The organism is Brevundimonas sp. KH_025, from assembly GCF_057839885.1.
Window position 1 is genome coordinate 2,022,884 of the sequence record NZ_CM174501.1, and the last position, 18,224, is coordinate 2,041,107.

Genomic DNA, 18,224 nt, shown 5'->3' on the forward strand with positions numbered 1-18,224 from the left:
GGCGGGACATGTCCGCCGGCCTCGAGACGCTTCAGGGAGGAAGATCAGAAGCTCTGGTTGATACCCAGATAGAAGACCCGGCCGCGCGGATCGTGGACCATCGGATCGAACCCGAGATTCAACTGCGCCAACGGCGGCGCCTCGTCAGCGACGTTGATGACGCCGAACGAGAGCTTGGTGGGCCCAACGCCCGTCAGGCCGTCCAACTCGACATTGTATTGCAGGTCGAAGGTGGTCTGGCTGTCGATACTGGCGTCAGTGATGCCGGTGCGGTCGTTGGTGTAGCTGCTCACGTAGTGTGCGAGCGCGACGACCTGATGAGGGCCCGTCGCCCAGGTCAGACCGGCCTCGACCCGATCCTGGGGCAGAGAGCGGCCGAGGTTGTTGAAGTTCACGCTGCCGGCCCCGTCGACGACGGGAGCGCCCGGCGTGAACTGCATTTCGTAACGGTTCACATGCGTCCAGGCCGCATTGGCCGCGAAGGTCCCCCAGTCCGTGTCGAAGGTGTAGCGCGCCGTGACATCCACGCCATCGGTCTCGACCGAGGACGCATTGATGAACTTCGTCTTGATCAGCACGAGCGCGCCGGTGATGTCCCGAGTAAGCGCGTTCTGAGCGACAGTGCCCGTCAGACCCGCCAGCGTATCGGCACGCGCCTGATTGACGATCGTCTGGGGGTTTTCCTTGACGATCAGGTTGTCATATTTGAAGCCGTAGAAGTCGATGCCGAGCTCAAGTCCGCCGAACGGCCGGAAGGTCGCCCCCAGGTTGTAGTTCGACGATTCCTCGGGCTCCAGATTCTTGCTGCCGAACGTCTGGGTGTTGACGAAGTTGAACACGCCATTGTCGTTCACGGAAGGCTGAAGCGCCTGGACCGCGACTTGCTGGTAGATCGACGGTGCCCGGAAGGCTTTGCCGTAGGAGGCGCGCAGAGACAGTTGCTCCAGCGGGCGATAAAGCACCGCCACCTTCGGGCTCACGTTATCGAAGCCCTCGGCGTAGTTCTCGTATCGCGCCGACATCTGGAGCTGCAGGTCTTCGCCGAACGGCACCTGGAGTTCGCCGAAGACCGACGAGGTTTCCTGGGAACCCTCGAAATCGGGCGCCTGGCCCAGGGTGATCAGCTCCCCGGCGTTGACCAGATCGCTCCAGTCGTGCGCGAAGGTGCTGCGGCGATACTGGACGCCCAGCGCGCCGGCGATGACTCCGCCTTTCCATTCCAGGATATCGCCGCTGGTCACCGCATCGATGGTGAACAGATCGGACTCACCGGCCAGGCCGCTGTAACCGATCAGGCTTTGAATGAACGCGTCGCTATTGGCCGTTCCCGTGCCGAGTTCAGCGCTGGAGAAGGGATTGTAGTAGACGCACGGCCCGACCCCCGGCGTTCCGGTCGCGGGGTTGCACCCCGTTCCACCCAGTCCGCGCAAGGCGTTCTGAAGATTGGTCGCCAGGGTGTCGGGCTTGTCATAGCGAAAGTCCTGACGACTGTAGGCGGCGTTGAGCGCCCAGGTCCAGCCGGAGCTGAAGGCGCCGTCCAGACCGCCTGCCAGACGATAGGTGTCGTACTCGTATTCCGCGACGGAAGCCCCGTAGGACGCACCCAGCAGTCGCCCGCGGAAGCGGACATCCTCGCCAAAGGGATTGTCGGGGTGGGTTCTCGGAACCAGCGGCGAGACCGCCAGAATCGGGAACGACGGCGAGGCGCGCCCTTCAGCAAGCGCATGAGAATACGCTGCTTCAAGGTTGAGGCGAACGCCGGGGGCGACGTCCCCGTTCCAGGCGCCGAAAACCTGTTCGCGGCCTTCCTTCGGCATCAGGTCGAAGAATTCCGAGAAATCAAGCCGGCAGAAAGCGTCGGTCGGCGAGTTGCGATAGCTGAAGGGAAAAGCGGCGTTGGTGCAGCCGGGATCCGGCGTGAAAGTTCTGGTGCTCGGGCGGAAGTAGGACCCGGGCTGGCCGTAGCTGGACACCGAATGCCACGACGGCCGACCGAAGGTCGAGGCGCGAGAGAAGCTGCGTTCGTCGGTGCCGAGCGCGCTGCGGCTGAAATAGCTCGCCGCCAACACCAGATCGCCGCCGGCGACCTTGTGACCGATGATGCCCTGGATATCGACTTCGTTGGAGCCGTCCATGGTCAGATATTTGGCGCTCATCTCCGGACGATCCACCGAGGTCCGCGTGATGAAGTTCACGACCCCGGCGACCGCATCCGATCCGTAGGTCGCGGCGCCGCCGTCCTTGACGACTTCGATCCGCCGAATGGCGATCAGGGGTGCGAGCGAGTTGATGTCCACGAAGGTGCTGCCGTCGCCAGCCGCAGCGGCGCTCAGCGTCTGTCTGCGTCCGTTCAGCAAGACCAGGGTCGACCCCAGGCCGAGATTGCGCAGATTGAACTGGGCCGTGCCCGAGGTCAGCGGCTGGTTCAGGCCGTCGACCTGGGCTTCCGAGCCGGAGTTGGACGGCAGAAGCTTGACCAGTTCGCTGGCGTTGGAGATGCCGCGCTGCTCGACCTGATCCAGGTTGACGACATCAGTAGGCGACGGCTGACTGGCCTGCCGTATCAGCGAACCGGTGACCACGATGTCATCGACCTGCGCCGCAGCCTCCTGACCAGGCTCCGTCGAAACGGGAGCGGTCTGGGCCGCAGCCCCCCCGGCCACAGCCAGGGCAGCAGAAGTGCACAGAAGACTCATACGCAAATTACGCATATCGCAATCACTCCCCTCAACAGCCCGTCATTTGCGGACTTTCATCGTTGGAGCTTTTCTAATCCCTCAAAAACGCGGAGAGCAAGTTAAATCGTCACCAAGCCAAGGTATGCGTAAAATTTAGCTTCAAGGCTTGCGCAGAAGGAGACGGCGATAGGGCTTGAGCCCCCAGAAGGCCAATGCAGCGCTGATCGGACAGCAGACGGCAGCTATCAATGCAATGGCAGGACCGACGTTCTCGCTGCCCGAAAACAGCACCGCATTGATAACCGGCACCGCAGCCGCCCCGAGCGACAGACCGATGAGATTGTTCACGAGCAGAAAGAGCGCCGAATTGGTCGCCCTCATCTGGTTGGGCGTGGCCAGCTGCAAGGCAGCAATCGAAGATCCGAAGAAGCCGTTCGCCAGGAAGGTAAGCAGACCCAGCAGGGCAATGGTGATCCAGAAGACGCCTGAAAGCGCAGCGAGAACGGCCGGGACCAGCAGCATCGCCGAGATCACCCCGACCGTGAGCAGATTGGCGTCAGGCCTTCCCCGGCGGGCCAGCCGCTCCGACAACAAGCCCCCACAGATGGAGCCGGCGCTCCCGAGCACCAGATAGATGAACCCCATGTAGAGGCCCGCCGCCCCGGGGCTGAGATCATAGTTCCGGATCAGAAGAGTCGGGAACCAGCTGGAAAGGCTGTAGCCGAGAATGCCCAGAATGGACGAGGTCAGATAGATGGGAAGAAAAGCACGCCAATGAGACGCGACGTAGGCCGCCACGGCCGATAGGTTCGGGCGCGCCGCGGCGCCGGCCCCATTGACGAGGCTGTGCCTCGCCGGCTCCTTGACCATGGCCACCAAAGCCGCGACCAGAACGCCCGGGGCGGCCACGATCAGGAAGGCCATCTGCCACGGCCTGAGCGCGCCGATGAGCGGCAGATGGGCCGTATCCGCGCTGGCGACGGCGGCGACCACCGTCCCGCCGATCAGATAGGCCATACCCCCGCCCAGCGTGATGCCCATGGTGTAGATCGCCATGGCCCGGGCCAGCTTGGCGGGCTCGAAGGCGTCGCTGAGAAACGAGTGGGCCGACGGCGACAGCGTCGCCTCGCCCACCCCGACCCCCATCCGCGCCGCGAAGAGCAAGGCGTAGTTGCCGGCGAAACCGCAAAGGGCGGTCGCCGCGCTCCAGAAGACCACGCCGTAGGCGATGATGCGCTTGCGCACCGCTCGATCCGCCAGCAGCCCCACGGGCACGCCAAGGAATGCGTACAGAAGCGCGAAGGCAAAGCCCTGAAGCAAGCCCATCTGAAGATCGCTCACCCCCAGATCCCTTTTGATGGGATCGACGAGAAGGCTGAGGATCTGACGATCCACGAAGGAGAGGATGTAGGCGAGAAGGAAGACGCCTAAAGCAAAATTGGCCTGCGACGGCGTGACTGACGGCTTTGTCGAGGGCGTTGAAAGAGAATCCGACACGCTACACGTCCCTCCGCATGCCCAAAACCAGGCTGTGCGAACCTTATCCGACAGCCAGCTTCGCAAATCCACACACGTTTAAAGAAATTATCCGCATATGCGTTTCTGGAATATGAGACCGCCCTCCCGGGCTACCTGATCTTCACAACCTTCGCTGTCGCCTGCGTGCGTACCCGGCCCAGCAGCGCAGAAGCTTCGGCGGCAGTAGCGAGCCACCAGGACCGATCTCTCCGGTTCGACCGCCAGCATCGCGTGGATCATCACTCCAAGATCATGACTTGGCAGACTGACGCGGGCGCCCGCGATTATGGCGGAGCCCAGCAGCTCATCATCTTCGGCACCAACGTGACGATCTATGATGGTCAGCCGGGCACGCAGCGCGCCTTCCAACGCATGGAGGCAATGACGCGCAATGGAGCCCCTCGGATAGCGCTATCAAGCTTGTAGGCAATCCACCCTAACGGCTTTGACGCTGCTCAACGCTACCTGGGCGCCTCGATGACCTTAGCGATACGGAATGCGAGATAGTTTGCCATCAGGCCGCCAACGCCATGCGAATAGCCAAGCCTTTCAGCTTCGTGCGTTGCCTCAACAAGCTTGGCCCCAAGGTGCCAGATATCACCGCCGATCAGTTGGGCTAAGGCGCGCCCGGTCGCCATGAGCGTCGAACCTGGCGCCGACCGGCGTAGCGAGCGCCGCTGGAACACGAACTGGCCGAGACCGAACGCCGCTTGAAGCAGGCGCAGCCATGGGCCTGGACGGCGCGATCGAGACAGCGGGGATGAAGACGATCAGCGCGCCGCTGAAAGCACGCCAGACAGAGATCCAGGACCGCCTGGCGTCCGATGGCGCGCCATCAGTGATCCAACTTCATTCCGGTCGAGGGCCTGGGCAGGTTCAAGCTTCGCGTGCACGGCGCACTCATGGCCCTCCTGGGCGCTGGGCGGAGTCCAGAACGCAAAAACCCCCGCAGCTTGGGGCTGCGGGGGTTTTGGATCTTGGGTGCGGGAGCAGGATTTGAACCTGCGACCTTCAGGTTATGAGCCTGACGAGCTACCGGGCTGCTCCATCCCGCGGCAAGGCGGTGTGCGAAGGAAGAATGTGGTTCGATCCTCGTCCTCAAGTAACCCAAAGGGCGGTAGGACAAGAAATATGAGAAGACTTCTTTATGTATCTGGTAGACCCCGCGGCGACCTACTCTCCCGCGCCTTGAGACGAAGTACCATTGGCTCTGGAGGGCTTAACGACCGAGTTCGGAATGGGATCGGGTGTGGAACCTCCGACATAGCCACGGGGTCAACCAGACACATAAAAAAGCATCCGGGCTGAAGCAGCGCGAATGCGCGTTAGCCCGAATATAATGAGAAGACATCGTCGCGTTTTGTTATCGGCAAGTAGAACCGAATGAGTTTTGCTGAGAAACGATCAAGCCGATCGGATTATTAGTACCAGTAAGCTTCATGCGTCGCCGCACTTCCACACCTGGCCTATCAACGTGGTAGTCTTCCACGATCCTCAGCGAAGCCTTGTTTTGAGGTTAGTTTCCCGCTTAGATGCTTTCAGCGGTTATCTATTCCATACTTAGCTACCCTGCTGCACGGCTGGCGCCATGACAGGTCCACCAGAGGTATGTCCATCCCGGTCCTCTCGTACTAGGGACAGATCCTCTCAAGCTTCGAACACCCACGGCAGATAGGGACCAAACTGTCTCACGACGTTCTGAACCCAGCTCACGTACCACTTTAAATGGCGAACAGCCATACCCTTGGGACCTGCTCCAGCCCCAGGATGTGATGAGCCGACATCGAGGTGCCAAACTTTGCCGTCGATATGGACTCTTGGGCAAAATCAGCCTGTTATCCCTAGAGTACCTTTTATCCGTTGAGCGATGGCCCTTCCACTCGGGACCACCGGATCACTATGGCCGACTTTCGTCTCTGCTCGACTTGTCAGTCTCGCAGTCAGGCGAGCTTATGCCATTGCACTCGACGAGCGATTTCCGACCGCTCTGAGCTCACCATCGCGCGCCTCCGTTACACTTTGGGAGGCGACCGCCCCAGTCAAACTACCCACCACGCCATGTCCCGGGACCGGATAACGGTCCTCGGTTAGACGTCAACGACAGTAAGGGTGGTATTTCAAGGATGGCTCCACCAGAGCTGGCGCCCCGGTTTCATAGCCTCCCACCTATCCTACACATACGGTCGCTAACGCCAAGGCGAAGCTATAGTAAAGGTTCATAGGGTCTTTCCGTCTGACCGCGGGAACCCCGCATCTTCACGGGGAATTCAATTTCACTGAGCCTGTGCTGGAGACAGTGGGGAAGTCGTTACGCCATTCGTGCAGGTCGGAACTTACCCGACAAGGAATTTCGCTACCTTAGGACCGTTATAGTTACGGCCGCCGTTTACCTGGGCTTCAGTTCGGAGCTTTCACTCCTCCCTTTAACCTTCAGGCACCGGGCAGGCGTCAGACCCTATACGTCGCATTGCTGCTTCGCAGAGCCCTGTGTTTTTGCTAAACAGTCGCTACCCCCTGGCTTGTGCCACTCATTCCTGCTTGCGCAGGGTGAGTCACGCTTATTCCGAAGTTACGCGTGCAATTTGCCGAGTTCCTTCAGCACAGTTCTCTCAAGCGCCTTGGTATGCTCTACCTGACCACCTGTGTCGGTTTCGGGTACGGTCTCTGCTGGAGTTATTTCCAGGGACAACGCCCCTGCAAGGACAATCCAATAAGCCCTTACAAGTTATGCCATCCGTCACTTCCAGCTGGTGCAGGAATATTTACCTGCTTCCCATCGACTACGCTTTTCAGCCTCGCCTTAGGGGCCGACTAACCCTGCGCAGATTAGCTTTACGCAGGAACCCTTGGTCTTTCGGCGACAGTGTTTCTCACACTGTTTATCGTTACTCATGTCAGCATTCTCACTTCCGATACCTCCAGCCAACCTCACGGTTGACCTTCACAGGCTTACGGAACGCTCCGCTACCGCTTGCAGTAAACTGCAAACCCATATCTTCGGCGCATGGCTTTAGCCCCGTTACATTTTCCGCGCAGGATCGCTTGATCAGTGAGCTGTTACGCTTTCTTTAAAGGATGGCTGCTTCTAAGCCAACCTCCTGATTGTCAAAGCAATCCCACATCGTTTCCCACTTAGCCATGACTTGGGGGCCTTAGATGATGGTTAGGGTTGTTTCCCTTTTCACGACGGACGTTAGCACCCGCCGTGTGTCTGCCCGATAGTTCTCTTGGGTATTCGGAGTTTGGTTAGTATTGGTACCGCTCGCGCAGCCCGCAACCATCCAGTGCTCTACCCCCCAAGGAATTCGTCGGACGCTCTACCTAAATAGATTTCGCGGAGAACCAGCTATGTCTAGGTTTGATTGGCCTTTCACCCCTATCCACAAGTCATCCCAGAATTTTTCAACATTCACGGGTTCGGTCCTCCAGTTAGTGTTACCTAACCTTCAACCTGCTCATGGATAGATCACCTAGTTTCGGGTCGTCATACGTCGAACTTAGCGCCCTATTCAGACTCGCTTTCGCTACGCCTACACCTAACGGCTTAAGCTTGCTCGACACATGAAGTCGCTGACCCATTATACAAAAGGTACGCCGTCACCCCGCTTGGGGGCTCCGACTGCTTGTAGGCTTCCGATTTCAGGATCTGTTTCACTCCCCTTGTCGGGGTGCTTTTCACCTTTCCCTCACGGTACTTGTTCACTATCGGTCGTAGAGGAGTACTTAGGCTTGGAGGGTGGTCCCCCCATGTTCAGACAGGATTTCACGTGTCCCGCCCTACTCGAGTCTCTTGCTGTTTGACGGCTACGGGGCTGTCACCCGCTATGGCCAAGCTTTCCAGCTTGTTCGCCTTTATTTCACAAGAGCACTGGCCTGGTCCCGGTTCGCTCGCCACTACTACGGGAGTCTCGGTTGATGTCCTTTCCTCCGGTTACTGAGATGTTTCAGTTCACCGGGTTCGCTTAATGAAGCCTATGTATTCAGCTCATTATACCTTTAAACAACCTACCAATCCTTACCCTCCCGAGGGAAAGCAAAGTTGGAAGACTGTAAAGGTGGGTTTCCCCATTCGGAAATAGCCGGATCAAAGGGTGCTAGCGCCTCCCCGGCTCTTATCGCAGCTTGCCACGTCCTTCATCGCCTCTCTACGCCAAGGCATCCGTCAGAAGCCCTTCAACGCTTGATCGTTTCTCAGCAAAACTCATGCATGGACTGCCCGGGGGATGGAAAGAGGTATCCGCCGGATCCAATGCCTGATTTTACTTGCCAGACGATGTCTTCTCGAACCTGTCCTGAAAGCCTATGAGGGGCCGGACAAATTCTTCCTTCACAATGTCAATGCAGCCAATCTTGCGATTGGATGCAAACCTGTCAGATCGCGATGTGCCTATCACCTGGTGCTCAAGCAGCCGTTACGGCGCTAGCACCAAGAGAAATGGTGGAGCCAGACGGAGTCGAACCGACGACATCCTGCTTGCAAAGCAGGCGCTCTACCAACTGAGCTATGGCCCCAATCAGGGAACAAGCCGGGTGAGCCGTCGACGATGCCACGGACCAGCTCAGAAGCTGGTAGGCCCGGGCAGACTCGAACTGCCGACCTTACGCTTATCAGGCGTACGCTCTAACCACCTGAGCTACGGGCCTATGGCGGCACGACAGCCAGGCTGAAGAGCCCAGGCTCGCGATCGCGTCATCAATACCGGAACCCGAATGGTCCTGGCGTCGATGACGGAATGAGGAAAGAGAAACGGAGACGGCGGCGTCCCGCATAATGCCTCTCAGTGCAAGCACTGGAAGCTAAATCGGAGCCTCAATAATGTCTCGTGAGAGACACTGGAGAAGCATCCTTAGAAAGGAGGTGATCCAGCCGCAGGTTCCCCTACGGCTACCTTGTTACGACTTCACCCCAGTCGCTGACCCTACCGTGGTCGACTGCCTCCTTGCGGTTAGCGCATCGCCTTCGGGTAGAACCAACTCCCATGGTGTGACGGGCGGTGTGTACAAGGCCCGGGAACGTATTCACCGCGGCATGCTGATCCGCGATTACTAGCGATTCCAACTTCATGCCCTCGAGTTGCAGAGGACAATCCGAACTGAGACAACTTTTAAGGATTAACCCTCTGTAGTTGCCATTGTAGCACGTGTGTAGCCCACCCTGTAAGGGCCATGAGGACTTGACGTCATCCCCACCTTCCTCCGGCTTAGCACCGGCAGTCCCATTAGAGTTCCCAACTAAATGATGGCAACTAATGGCGAGGGTTGCGCTCGTTGCGGGACTTAACCCAACATCTCACGACACGAGCTGACGACAGCCATGCAGCACCTGTGTCCTAGTCCCCGAAGGGAAAGCCAGATCTCTCTGGCGGTCCAGGCATGTCAAAAGGTGGTAAGGTTCTGCGCGTTGCTTCGAATTAAACCACATGCTCCACCGCTTGTGCGGGCCCCCGTCAATTCCTTTGAGTTTTAATCTTGCGACCGTACTCCCCAGGCGGATTGCTTAATGCGTTAGCTGCGTCACCGAACTGCATGCAGCCCGACAACTAGCAATCATCGTTTACGGCGTGGACTACCAGGGTATCTAATCCTGTTTGCTCCCCACGCTTTCGCGCCTCAGCGTCAGTAATGAGCCAGTATGTCGCCTTCGCCACTGGTGTTCTTCCGAATATCTACGAATTTCACCTCTACACTCGGAGTTCCACATACCTCTCTCACACTCAAGATCGCCAGTATCAAAGGCAGTTCCGAAGTTGAGCTCCGGGATTTCACCTCTGACTTAACGATCCGCCTACGCGCCCTTTACGCCCAGTAATTCCGAGCAACGCTAGCCCCCTTCGTATTACCGCGGCTGCTGGCACGAAGTTAGCCGGGGCTTCTTCTCCGGGTACCGTCATTATCGTCCCCGGTGAAAGAATTTTACAATCCTAAGACCTTCATCATTCACGCGGCATGGCTGCGTCAGGCTTTCGCCCATTGCGCAAGATTCCCCACTGCTGCCTCCCGTAGGAGTTTGGGCCGTGTCTCAGTCCCAATGTGGCTGGTCATCCTCTCAGACCAGCTACTGATCGTCGCCTTGGTGAGCCATTACCTCACCAACTAGCTAATCAGACGCGGGCCGCTCTAAAGGCGATAAATCTTTCCCCCGAAGGGCACATTCGGCATTACCACCCGTTTCCAGGAGCTATTCCGAACCTAAAGGCACGTTCCCACGTGTTACTCACCCGTCCGCCACTAACCCCGAAGGGTCCGTTCGACTTGCATGTGTTAGGCCTGCCGCCAGCGTTCGCTCTGAGCCAGGATCAAACTCTCAGGTTGAGTTGACTTATCTGACCTAAGCATCGCGATCCTAAGATCGCTTGGCATTAGTTCTACGTATTATTGACGAGATCCCACGTCACCGATCCGAAGATCAGTTACATGGTATGTCTTTTCAAAAAGACCGCAGATTGTCAGTGTCGACTAAAGTTCCGAAGAACTTCGCTAGGACACCGCCGCCTGCGTTTCTCTTTCCAGATCAACGATTTCAAAGACCACGACCGGATCAACCGGCCGGACTGTTTTGCGCCGGTCCGCGGCGGAGGCGGCGTTCTAGACGCCTCAGTTTTCCGTGTCAAGCAGTTCTTTTTAAAGAACTTTCTTTTCACAAAAGCCGCTCCCGGAGAAGCGGCGGAGGCGGCTATCTAGGGAAAGCCGATCTCCATGTCAACCGAACCAACCAAGCTTTCTGAAGTTCCAAATGCCGAAGCTTTTAGAGCCGCAGAAGACCGACAGGAGAAGCGAAAAAGCTTCTCGCACCGGCAAATCAGCGATTTGATCGAAGCGCGGAGACTAATCGAACCACCCGGCGGAAGCAAGAAGTTTTTCAACCCCTTCCCTCGCCAGAACCCCGAAGAACCAGTCCCCGAAGCCCTGTGGGCCGGCCCGTCTCCGAGCGAGGCGGGGATATACGGACCCGCCCCCGACTCCACAACCCCGTAAACGACGCTTCCGTGAAAAACCGGACGAACACGAATCCACGGGACCGCACGACGGCGCGCGCCCAACTAACCCGCCGCTATATAGGTGCGCAGACTCTCGGCCTCCTGGGTGGCTTCAGCGATCTGGCACTTGACGACGTCGCCGATGGAGATGACCCCGGCCAGGCGGCGATCGCGCAGAACCGGCAGATGGCGGACGCGGCGGTCCGTCATGCGCGCCATCAGGACGGTTACGGTTTCCGTAGGCTCGGCGAAGATCACTTCGGTCGTCATATAGTGGGAAGCGGGACGGTTCAGCGCCTCCGCTCCGTCTCGTGAAACCGCCTGGACGATGTCCCGTTCCGAGAGGACGCCGAGGACCGCGTCTCCTTCAAGGACGATCAGAGCCCCTACCCGCTTGCGATCCAGTTCGGCGCACGCCTCGATCAACGGCGTATCGGGCGACAGGGTGAAGACGGCCTCCCCCTTGCCCTTGAGAATTTCGGCGACCAGCATGGCGGCTCCTTCCCGTCAGATATGGGAGGCGACCGCGGACCGGCCGCTATGACCGCAGGATCGCTCAGACCCCCGCGGGAAGCAAATCCGATCGCGGGCCGAACCAACGGCCCAACGGTCCGATCGCCAGAATGCCGACCAGGAAACCGAAGGCGTGGGCTTCCCAGGCGATGCTGGCGCCGCCGGCTCCCGGAGCCAGACCGATGAGGCCCACCACCAGATTGGCGGCCATCCACGCCCCCGCCTGTTTCAAGACGCCAGAATGAAACAGCGGCAGCACCCGCCCGTGTCCGCCCATGAGACGGGTCGCCGCGCCGATCAGGCCGAACACCGCCCCCGAGGCGCCGACCAGATTGCTCTCGCTCCCAGGATGGCACAGGCCGAAGCCCAGCGCCGCGACGACGCCGCTCACGATATAGAGGGCCAAGAAGGCCAGAGGCCCCGGTCCTCGCGACAGCAGCCGCGCCACCGGCGCGCCAAACGCCAGGGCGCCGACCGCATTCATGGCCACATGTCCCCAGCCGCCGTGCAACAGCATGGAGGTGAACAGACCCGTCCACCGCCCCTGCCACAGATCAACAGCCCGAAACGCCATGGACATGCCCTGGTCAGCCATCCGCTCCTGAAACCAGTAGAGCACCGGCATGGAGACGGCGATCAGCACAGGCAGGAAGGGGGCGTTGAAGATCCGCTCGCGGCTGGGATCGGTCGGGCCGTCGGCTGAAGTCTGCATCAGCCCTTGATGGACAAAGACCGACGCAATCTCAAGCCGATCTTAAGACCCGCGTTCCAAACTGGCACGCGGGTTGCTTGGCGACCCGCATCGTCCCGCGGAGTGCTTCATGCCGTTTCAAAGACTGATCCTGACCGTCGCCGTCCTGGCCCTGCCCGTCGTGGCGGCCGGCGCTGCGTCCGCGCAGTCGACGGGCTCGGCCGGCGCCGCGCAGTTCCAGGCCGGCTATGGCGCCTCGCGCTACACCACGGCCCAGGCCTCCAGCGGATCGACGCGCGACGCCAACGGCAATCGGCTGATCGTCAACGGCATCATCCAGTCCGGCGCCAGCAGCTTTTCCAGCTCGTCGGCCGGGGTTTCGAGCGGTTTCGCCGGAGCGGGATTGTCCAACGGCGGCACAGCCATCGGCGGCGCGACCGCCATCGGCAACAGCCTGAACGTCGTGGTCCAGGGCAATCGGAACACGGTGATCATCAACTCCACCCAGACCAATACCGGCAACATCACCGCCGGGACCGCCCTGAACGGGACCTTGAACTTCTGATGACCGCACTTCGCTTCAATCGCCCGCTGCGGGTCGCCGCCGTCGCTGCCGCCGCCGCCAGCGTCCTGGCGAGCTGCGCCAGCACCAGCGCGGGTCCTTCGGGCCAATACGCCAAGCCGATCGGCAACGCCCCGGTGACGTCCAACCCGACGCCCTATTCGACCGCGCTCTACTGCCTGGCGGACTATGCGCGTCGCTACAACCTGCCTTCGCCGCGCATGGCGGTCGGCCGGATCAGCGACTACACCGGCTCCGTCTCCTCGGATGGCGGCCGCCAGATCACCCAGGGCGCCTCGCTGATGGCGAACACCGCCCTGGCCAAGGCCGGCGCCCGCATCGTCGAGCGCTACGACACCTCGGTGTCGGAGCTGGAACTGCGCTACGCCAACAACAAGCTGATCAGCGACGACCAGCCCAACGGCGGACCTCAGGACGCCGCCTATCGCCGCATTCTGGCGGGCCAGGTGCCCGGCTCGGACTTCTATGTCGTCGGCGGCATCACCGAGGTGAACTACAACATCCGCTCCGGCGGCTTCGACATCGCCGGCGGCGAGGTGGAGCGGAACGGCGGTTCTGGGATGCTGACCGGCAAGGTCTTCGTCATGAACATCGCCATCGACCTGCGGCTGGTGCAGACCACCACGCTCGAAGTCGTCGATGTCGTCTCCTATCAGAAGCAGATCGTCGGCCGTGAGATCTCGGCGGGCGTGTTCGACTTCATGAACGGCAATGTCTTCGACATCTCGGCGGGAACCAGCGGGCTGGAGCCGGTCCAGTTGGCCGTCCGCGCCCTGGTCGAACGCGCCACTGTCGAGTTCATGGCCAATCTTTACGGCGCGCCCGGCCCCGAGGTCTGCCTCAGCCCGGCCAACGACCCCTTGGGCGACTCCCCGGTCGGCCCGACCGGCGGCTACTACCCCGCCTATGCAAACACGGACACGAACAATGGTCAGACTCGCGCGGATCCGTCTCGCTGGCACGATCGCCGCGACGGCGATGTGCGCCGCGGCCGCTACTGAGGTCGCCGCCCAGGACCGCGGTCTGGTCCTGAACGAACAGCTTCAGCTCGGCGACGTCGTCGCGGGCCAAACGTTGAACGTCGTCGACGCCAGCGATCAGGTCACTGTGTCCAACGCCGCCCAGGGCAACAGCCTGACCGGCGGCGCGGACGGCCAGGACCTCGAGGTTCGCTCGTCTCAGGATGCGCGCGGCGACGTGTCGGCGACGACGACGCTGACGCTTGGCGGCGACACCAACGGCCTAGTCACCAGCACCACCCAGGCGCGCGGCAACTATCTGGCTGGCACGGCGACGAACGCCCAGATGGCCATCGACGCGACCCAGACAGTCAGCGGCGACGTCACGGCGACGACTGTCATCACCGGAACAGACGCCCGCCTGGTCGGCGGCGGCCAGATCGGCGCCGCCGCCTTCGGCAACACGGTGGCCCTTGCGGGCGGCGGCTCGGGCGGCGGCCGCGCCGCCCTGATCGGCGCCATCGACCAGACCGCCACCGGCGAGGTCCGCGCGACCAATCAGGCCTCGCCTCGCTTCGTCCGTGATCCGGCCGAGTTCTCCAGCCAGGCCGTCGCCAACGCGGTTCAGGCCACGACCGGCCCCTCCGCCAATCAGGAACTGGAAGTGCGGCAGCGTTCGTCCGGCGCCATGGTCGAGGCCGGCACCGGCGTCTGGGCCGGCAACGGCTGGAACCTGGCGGCGCGCGCCCATGCAGGCGGCAACCAGGCGACCTTCTACAATCAGGGCGGATCCCTGATCCCAACGACGGATCAGGCCAACAGCGCCCAGATCCGCAGCGCGGCCCAACTCAGTTCCTATGACTTCGGCAAGGCCACGGCCGCCGCCAGCGCCGTCGCCAACGAAGTGACCGTCGGCAACAACGACATCTATGTCGACATCGACAACACCCAGGTGAACTCGGGCGGCGTTGAAGCGACCGCCTCCTTTGCCGGACAGGCCGGCTATGACGCCTATGTCGGCGCCAACGCCGCGGGCAACGTCGTCACCGGCTACGCCTGCGCGGAATGCGGCGGCGACCTGAACGCGCGCAATGTCCAGACCAACAGCGGCAATGTCAGCGCCGTCGCCAATACGACGATCAACGGGTCGGGCCGAAATGTCATCGCCGGCGCCAACGCCGTGGGCAATGCCGCGACCTTCTACGTCACCCGGACGGGTGGAAATTAACATTCGGTAACTTGAGGCAGTCAAGCACCTTTGTCACTCTGATCGAACGTGCATACGCCGTTGCACGCGACCATCACCGTGCAGGGCCGCAGTCAGTCCCGGGGGCAGCCTGATCGCACGGGGTCCGGAGTCTCACTGAATGCGATCGCCTCGCCACCTGTTGCTGCTTGCCGCCTCCAGCCTCGCCCTTCTAGGCGGCGCCGCCCTGCCCGCCGTCGCCTTGACCGCGCCCGCCGCCGCTGCGGCGCAGGACGCCCAGCCGTCCAAGCCCTGGGCCCAGGGCGCCAGCGACATCCCCGTCGATTCCGCCGTCCGCTTCGGCACCCTGCCGAACGGGATGCGCTACGCCATCATGAAGAACGCCACGCCTCCGGGCCAGGCTTCGCTTCGCCTGCGGATCGACGCCGGCTCGCTGATGGAGAACGACGACCAGCTGGGTCTGGCTCACTTCATGGAGCACATGGCCTTCAACGGCACGACCAACGTGCCTGAGAACGAACTGCTGCGCATTCTGGAACGCCTGGGCCTGGCCTTCGGCGCCGACACCAACGCCTTCACCAGCTTCGACCAGACCGCCTATACGCTGGAGCTGCCGCGCACCAACGACGAGACCGTCGACACCTCGCTGCGCATCATGCGCGAGCAGGTCTCCGAAGCCCTGATGAAGGCTGAAGACATCGACGCCGAACGCGGCGTGATCGAGGGTGAAGAGCGCCTGCGCAACACCCCCGGCCTGCGCTCGATCAAGGCTCAGATCGCGCTTCTGGCCCCCGGCCAGCGTCTGTCGAACCGCCTGCCGATCGGCGACCTCAGCATCATTCGTTCGGCTCCGCGCGACCGCTTTGTTGAATTCTACAACGCCTATTACCGCCCCTCGCGCGCGACCATGATCGCCGTCGGCGACTTCGACGTCGACCAGATGGAAGCCAAGATCCGCGCCACCTTCTCCGACTGGCAGCCCAAGGCCGCCGACGGCCCGAATCCCGATCTGGGAACCGTCGCAGCGCGCGCGCCCGAGACCCGCATCCTGGTCGAGCCGGGCATCCAGTCCTCGGTCCAGTTGAACTGGATCAGCAACCCCGATCTGGATCCCGACACGGCCGGCGAACGTCGCGAAGCCCTGGTCCAGAACCTCGGCCTGGCGGTTCTGAACCGTCGCCTGGGCGAAATCGCCCGCGCCGACAACCCGCCCTTCATCACCGCCAGCGCCAGCCAAGGCAGCCTGTTCAAGACCGTCGATCTCGGCAGCGTCTCGGCCAACTTCAATCCCGGCGGGCTGAAGCGTGCGTTGGAAACGATCGAGCAAGAACAGCGCCGCCTGGTGCAGTTCGGCGTGACCCAGGTCGAACTGGACCGCGAAATCGCCAACACCCGCACCGCGCTGGAAAACGCCGTCCAGGCCGCTGCGACCCGCAGCACGCCCGGTCTGGCCAACGCCCTGCTGGGCGCGACGAATGACGACAAGGTCTTCTCGTCGCCGGCCGCCAACCTCGCCCTCTTCGAGGCGGGCGTGAAGGATCTGAAGGCCGAACAGGTGGGCGGCGCCGTCAAGGCGGTGTTCGAAGGCTACGGCCCGCTGGCGCTCGTCGTCACGCCCGAGGCGATCGAAGGCGGCGAGGCCGGCGTCACGGCCGCGCTGCAAGCCAGCCGCGCCGTCGCCGTCACGGCCCGCGCCGAACAGGCCCAACTGCAATGGCCCTACGCCGACTTCGGCGCCGCCGCCGTTCCGAGCAGCCGGACCGAGGTCGCCGCCGTCGGCGCCACGGTCGTCGCCTTCCCCAACGGCGTTCGCCTGACGGTCAAGCCGACCGAATTCAAGGACGAGCAAATCCTGGTGTCCGTGCGCACCGGCATCGGCGAGGAAGGCCTGCCGACTGACCGCTTCACCTCCCAGATGCTGGCCCCGATGGTCTTCACCCAAGGCGGCCTGGGCAAGCTGACGGCCGACGAACTGAGCCGCGTCCTCACCGGCAAGATCTACAGCGCCGGCTTCTCCATCGACGGCGACGCCTATCAGTTGTCGGGCACGACCCGTCCCGCCGATCTGCAACTGCAGATGCAGGTGCTGGCCGCCTATCTGACCGATCCGGGCCTGCGTCCGGCGCCGTTCCAGCAGATCAAGGCCTTCTTCCCGCAGATCCTGACGCAGCAGCTCGCCACGCCGGGCGGCGCCTTCGGCATCCAGGCCGCCGGCCTCCTGGCCAGCGGCGACAAGCGCGAGACGGTGCCCGCCGCCTCGGACATCGCCGCCTTCACCCTGGACGAACTGAAGCAGGGCGTGACCCAGGGCCTGGCGTCCGGCCCCATCGACATCGTCATGGTCGGCGACGTCAAGATCGACGACGCCATCGCAGCTGTCGCGTCCACGTTCGCGGCCATGCCGAACCGCGCGCCGGCCGCCCAGCCCCTGCCCGGTTCGGATCAGCGACGCTTCCCGGCGCCGAACGCCCAGCCGGTGCGCCTGGCCCACACGGGTCCGGCCGAACAGGCCCTGGGCTACATCGCCTGGCCGACGACCGACTCCGTCGACGACCGCACTGAGGCGCGCAAGGTCGGCATCCTGGCTGAGGTGTTCAAGCTGCGCGTGCTGGACGAGATCCGCGAGAAGCAGGCCCTGGCCTATTCGCCGCGCGTCGCTGCCTCGTCCTCGGACGTGTTCAAGGGCTACGGCTCCATCTTCGTGATGGCCGAGACGGCGGCGGACAAGATCCCTGCCTTCTACGCCGCCGTGGACGCCATCACCGCCTCCCTGCGCGACACGCCGATCACCGAGGACGAGCTGAACCGCGCTCGCCTGCCGGTGATCGAGACCCTGCGCCGCAGCCAGGCCGGAAACGAGTACTGGCTCGGCCAGCTGGAAGACCTCGCGGCCAAGCCGGCCGCGGTCGAACAGATCCAGACGCATATCAGCGATCTGGAATCCTTCACCGTCGCCGACATTCAGGCCGCCGCCCGGCAATACCTGAAGCCGGACACGGCGTGGAAGGCCGAGGTCGTCTCGGACAAGGCTCCGGCCCAGTAAGAGAAGAAAAAGGGGCCCCGATCCAGCGGATCGGGGCCCCAAGTCTTTTGGCCTA

General features: G+C 62.0%; 8 protein-coding genes, 3 tRNA genes and 3 rRNA genes. 4 read left to right on the plus strand and 10 right to left on the minus strand.

The genetic code is table 11. From position 1 onward, the window contains the following. Positions 1 to 44: 44 nt before the first annotated feature. From AC3IS2_RS10025 to AC3IS2_RS10070, 10 genes are all read right to left on the minus strand, one after another. Positions 45 to 2,711 carry a TonB-dependent receptor gene (locus AC3IS2_RS10025; RefSeq protein WP_489197576.1) on the minus strand — a complete coding sequence of 889 codons (2,667 nt, stop codon included), beginning with the start codon at positions 2,709 to 2,711 and terminating at the stop codon, positions 45 to 47. Between the two features lie 126 nt (positions 2,712 to 2,837). Beyond that, positions 2,838 to 4,175, minus strand: coding sequence for a spinster family MFS transporter (locus tag AC3IS2_RS10030; protein ID WP_489197578.1), 1,338 nt, complete (start codon positions 4,173 to 4,175; stop codon positions 2,838 to 2,840). Between the two features lie 999 nt (positions 4,176 to 5,174). Then, a tRNA-Met gene (locus AC3IS2_RS10035) sits at positions 5,175 to 5,251 on the minus strand. 105 nt (positions 5,252 to 5,356) lie between these two features. Then, positions 5,357 to 5,471 (minus strand): 5S ribosomal RNA (gene rrf, locus AC3IS2_RS10040). Between the two features lie 125 nt (positions 5,472 to 5,596). After that, positions 5,597 to 8,382, minus strand: a 23S ribosomal RNA gene (locus tag AC3IS2_RS10045). 250 nt (positions 8,383 to 8,632) lie between these two features. Further along, positions 8,633 to 8,708: transfer RNA gene (locus AC3IS2_RS10050), tRNA-Ala, on the minus strand. Positions 8,709 to 8,763: 55 nt separating this feature from the next. After that, positions 8,764 to 8,840: transfer RNA gene (locus AC3IS2_RS10055), tRNA-Ile, on the minus strand. Positions 8,841 to 9,047: 207 nt separating this feature from the next. Then, a 16S ribosomal RNA gene (locus AC3IS2_RS10060) occupies positions 9,048 to 10,508 on the minus strand. Together the 16S, 23S and 5S rRNA genes with 3 tRNA genes alongside form the textbook arrangement of a ribosomal RNA operon. Before the next feature lie 728 nt (positions 10,509 to 11,236). Continuing rightward, entirely contained in the window at positions 11,237 to 11,665 is a 429-nt protein-coding gene (locus AC3IS2_RS10065; RefSeq protein WP_489197579.1) for a CBS domain-containing protein, read from the minus strand. A 64-nt stretch (positions 11,666 to 11,729) separates the two neighbouring features. Then, positions 11,730 to 12,398: a rhomboid family intramembrane serine protease gene (locus AC3IS2_RS10070; RefSeq protein ID WP_489197580.1), complete on the minus strand. Its 669-nt coding sequence runs from the start codon at positions 12,396 to 12,398 to the stop codon at positions 11,730 to 11,732. Between the two features lie 109 nt (positions 12,399 to 12,507). On the opposite strand from AC3IS2_RS10070, the gene hfaA reads away from it, so the two are divergent. The 4 genes from hfaA to AC3IS2_RS10090 all read left to right on the plus strand — a co-directional run bounded on the left by hfaA (position 12,508) and on the right by AC3IS2_RS10090 (position 18,169). Beyond that, the gene (gene hfaA / locus AC3IS2_RS10075) at positions 12,508 to 12,942 is read left to right on the plus strand and encodes a holdfast anchoring protein HfaA (protein ID WP_489197582.1); all 435 of its coding nucleotides are present in this window, start codon (positions 12,508 to 12,510) and stop codon (positions 12,940 to 12,942) included. Then, positions 12,942 to 13,961 carry a holdfast anchoring protein HfaB gene (gene hfaB, locus AC3IS2_RS10080; RefSeq protein WP_489197583.1) on the plus strand — a complete coding sequence of 340 codons (1,020 nt, stop codon included), beginning with the start codon at positions 12,942 to 12,944 and terminating at the stop codon, positions 13,959 to 13,961. Before hfaA ends, hfaB begins: the two co-directional genes overlap by 1 nt. Beyond that, on the plus strand, positions 13,888 to 15,147 hold the full coding sequence (gene hfaD, locus AC3IS2_RS10085) for a holdfast anchor protein HfaD (protein WP_489197585.1): 1,260 nt from the start codon (positions 13,888 to 13,890) through the stop codon (positions 15,145 to 15,147). Before hfaB ends, hfaD begins: the two co-directional genes overlap by 74 nt. A gap of 139 nt (positions 15,148 to 15,286) precedes the next feature. After that, entirely contained in the window at positions 15,287 to 18,169 is a 2,883-nt protein-coding gene (locus AC3IS2_RS10090) for a M16 family metallopeptidase (protein WP_489197586.1), read from the plus strand. The last annotated feature ends 55 nt before the right edge of the window (positions 18,170 to 18,224 follow it).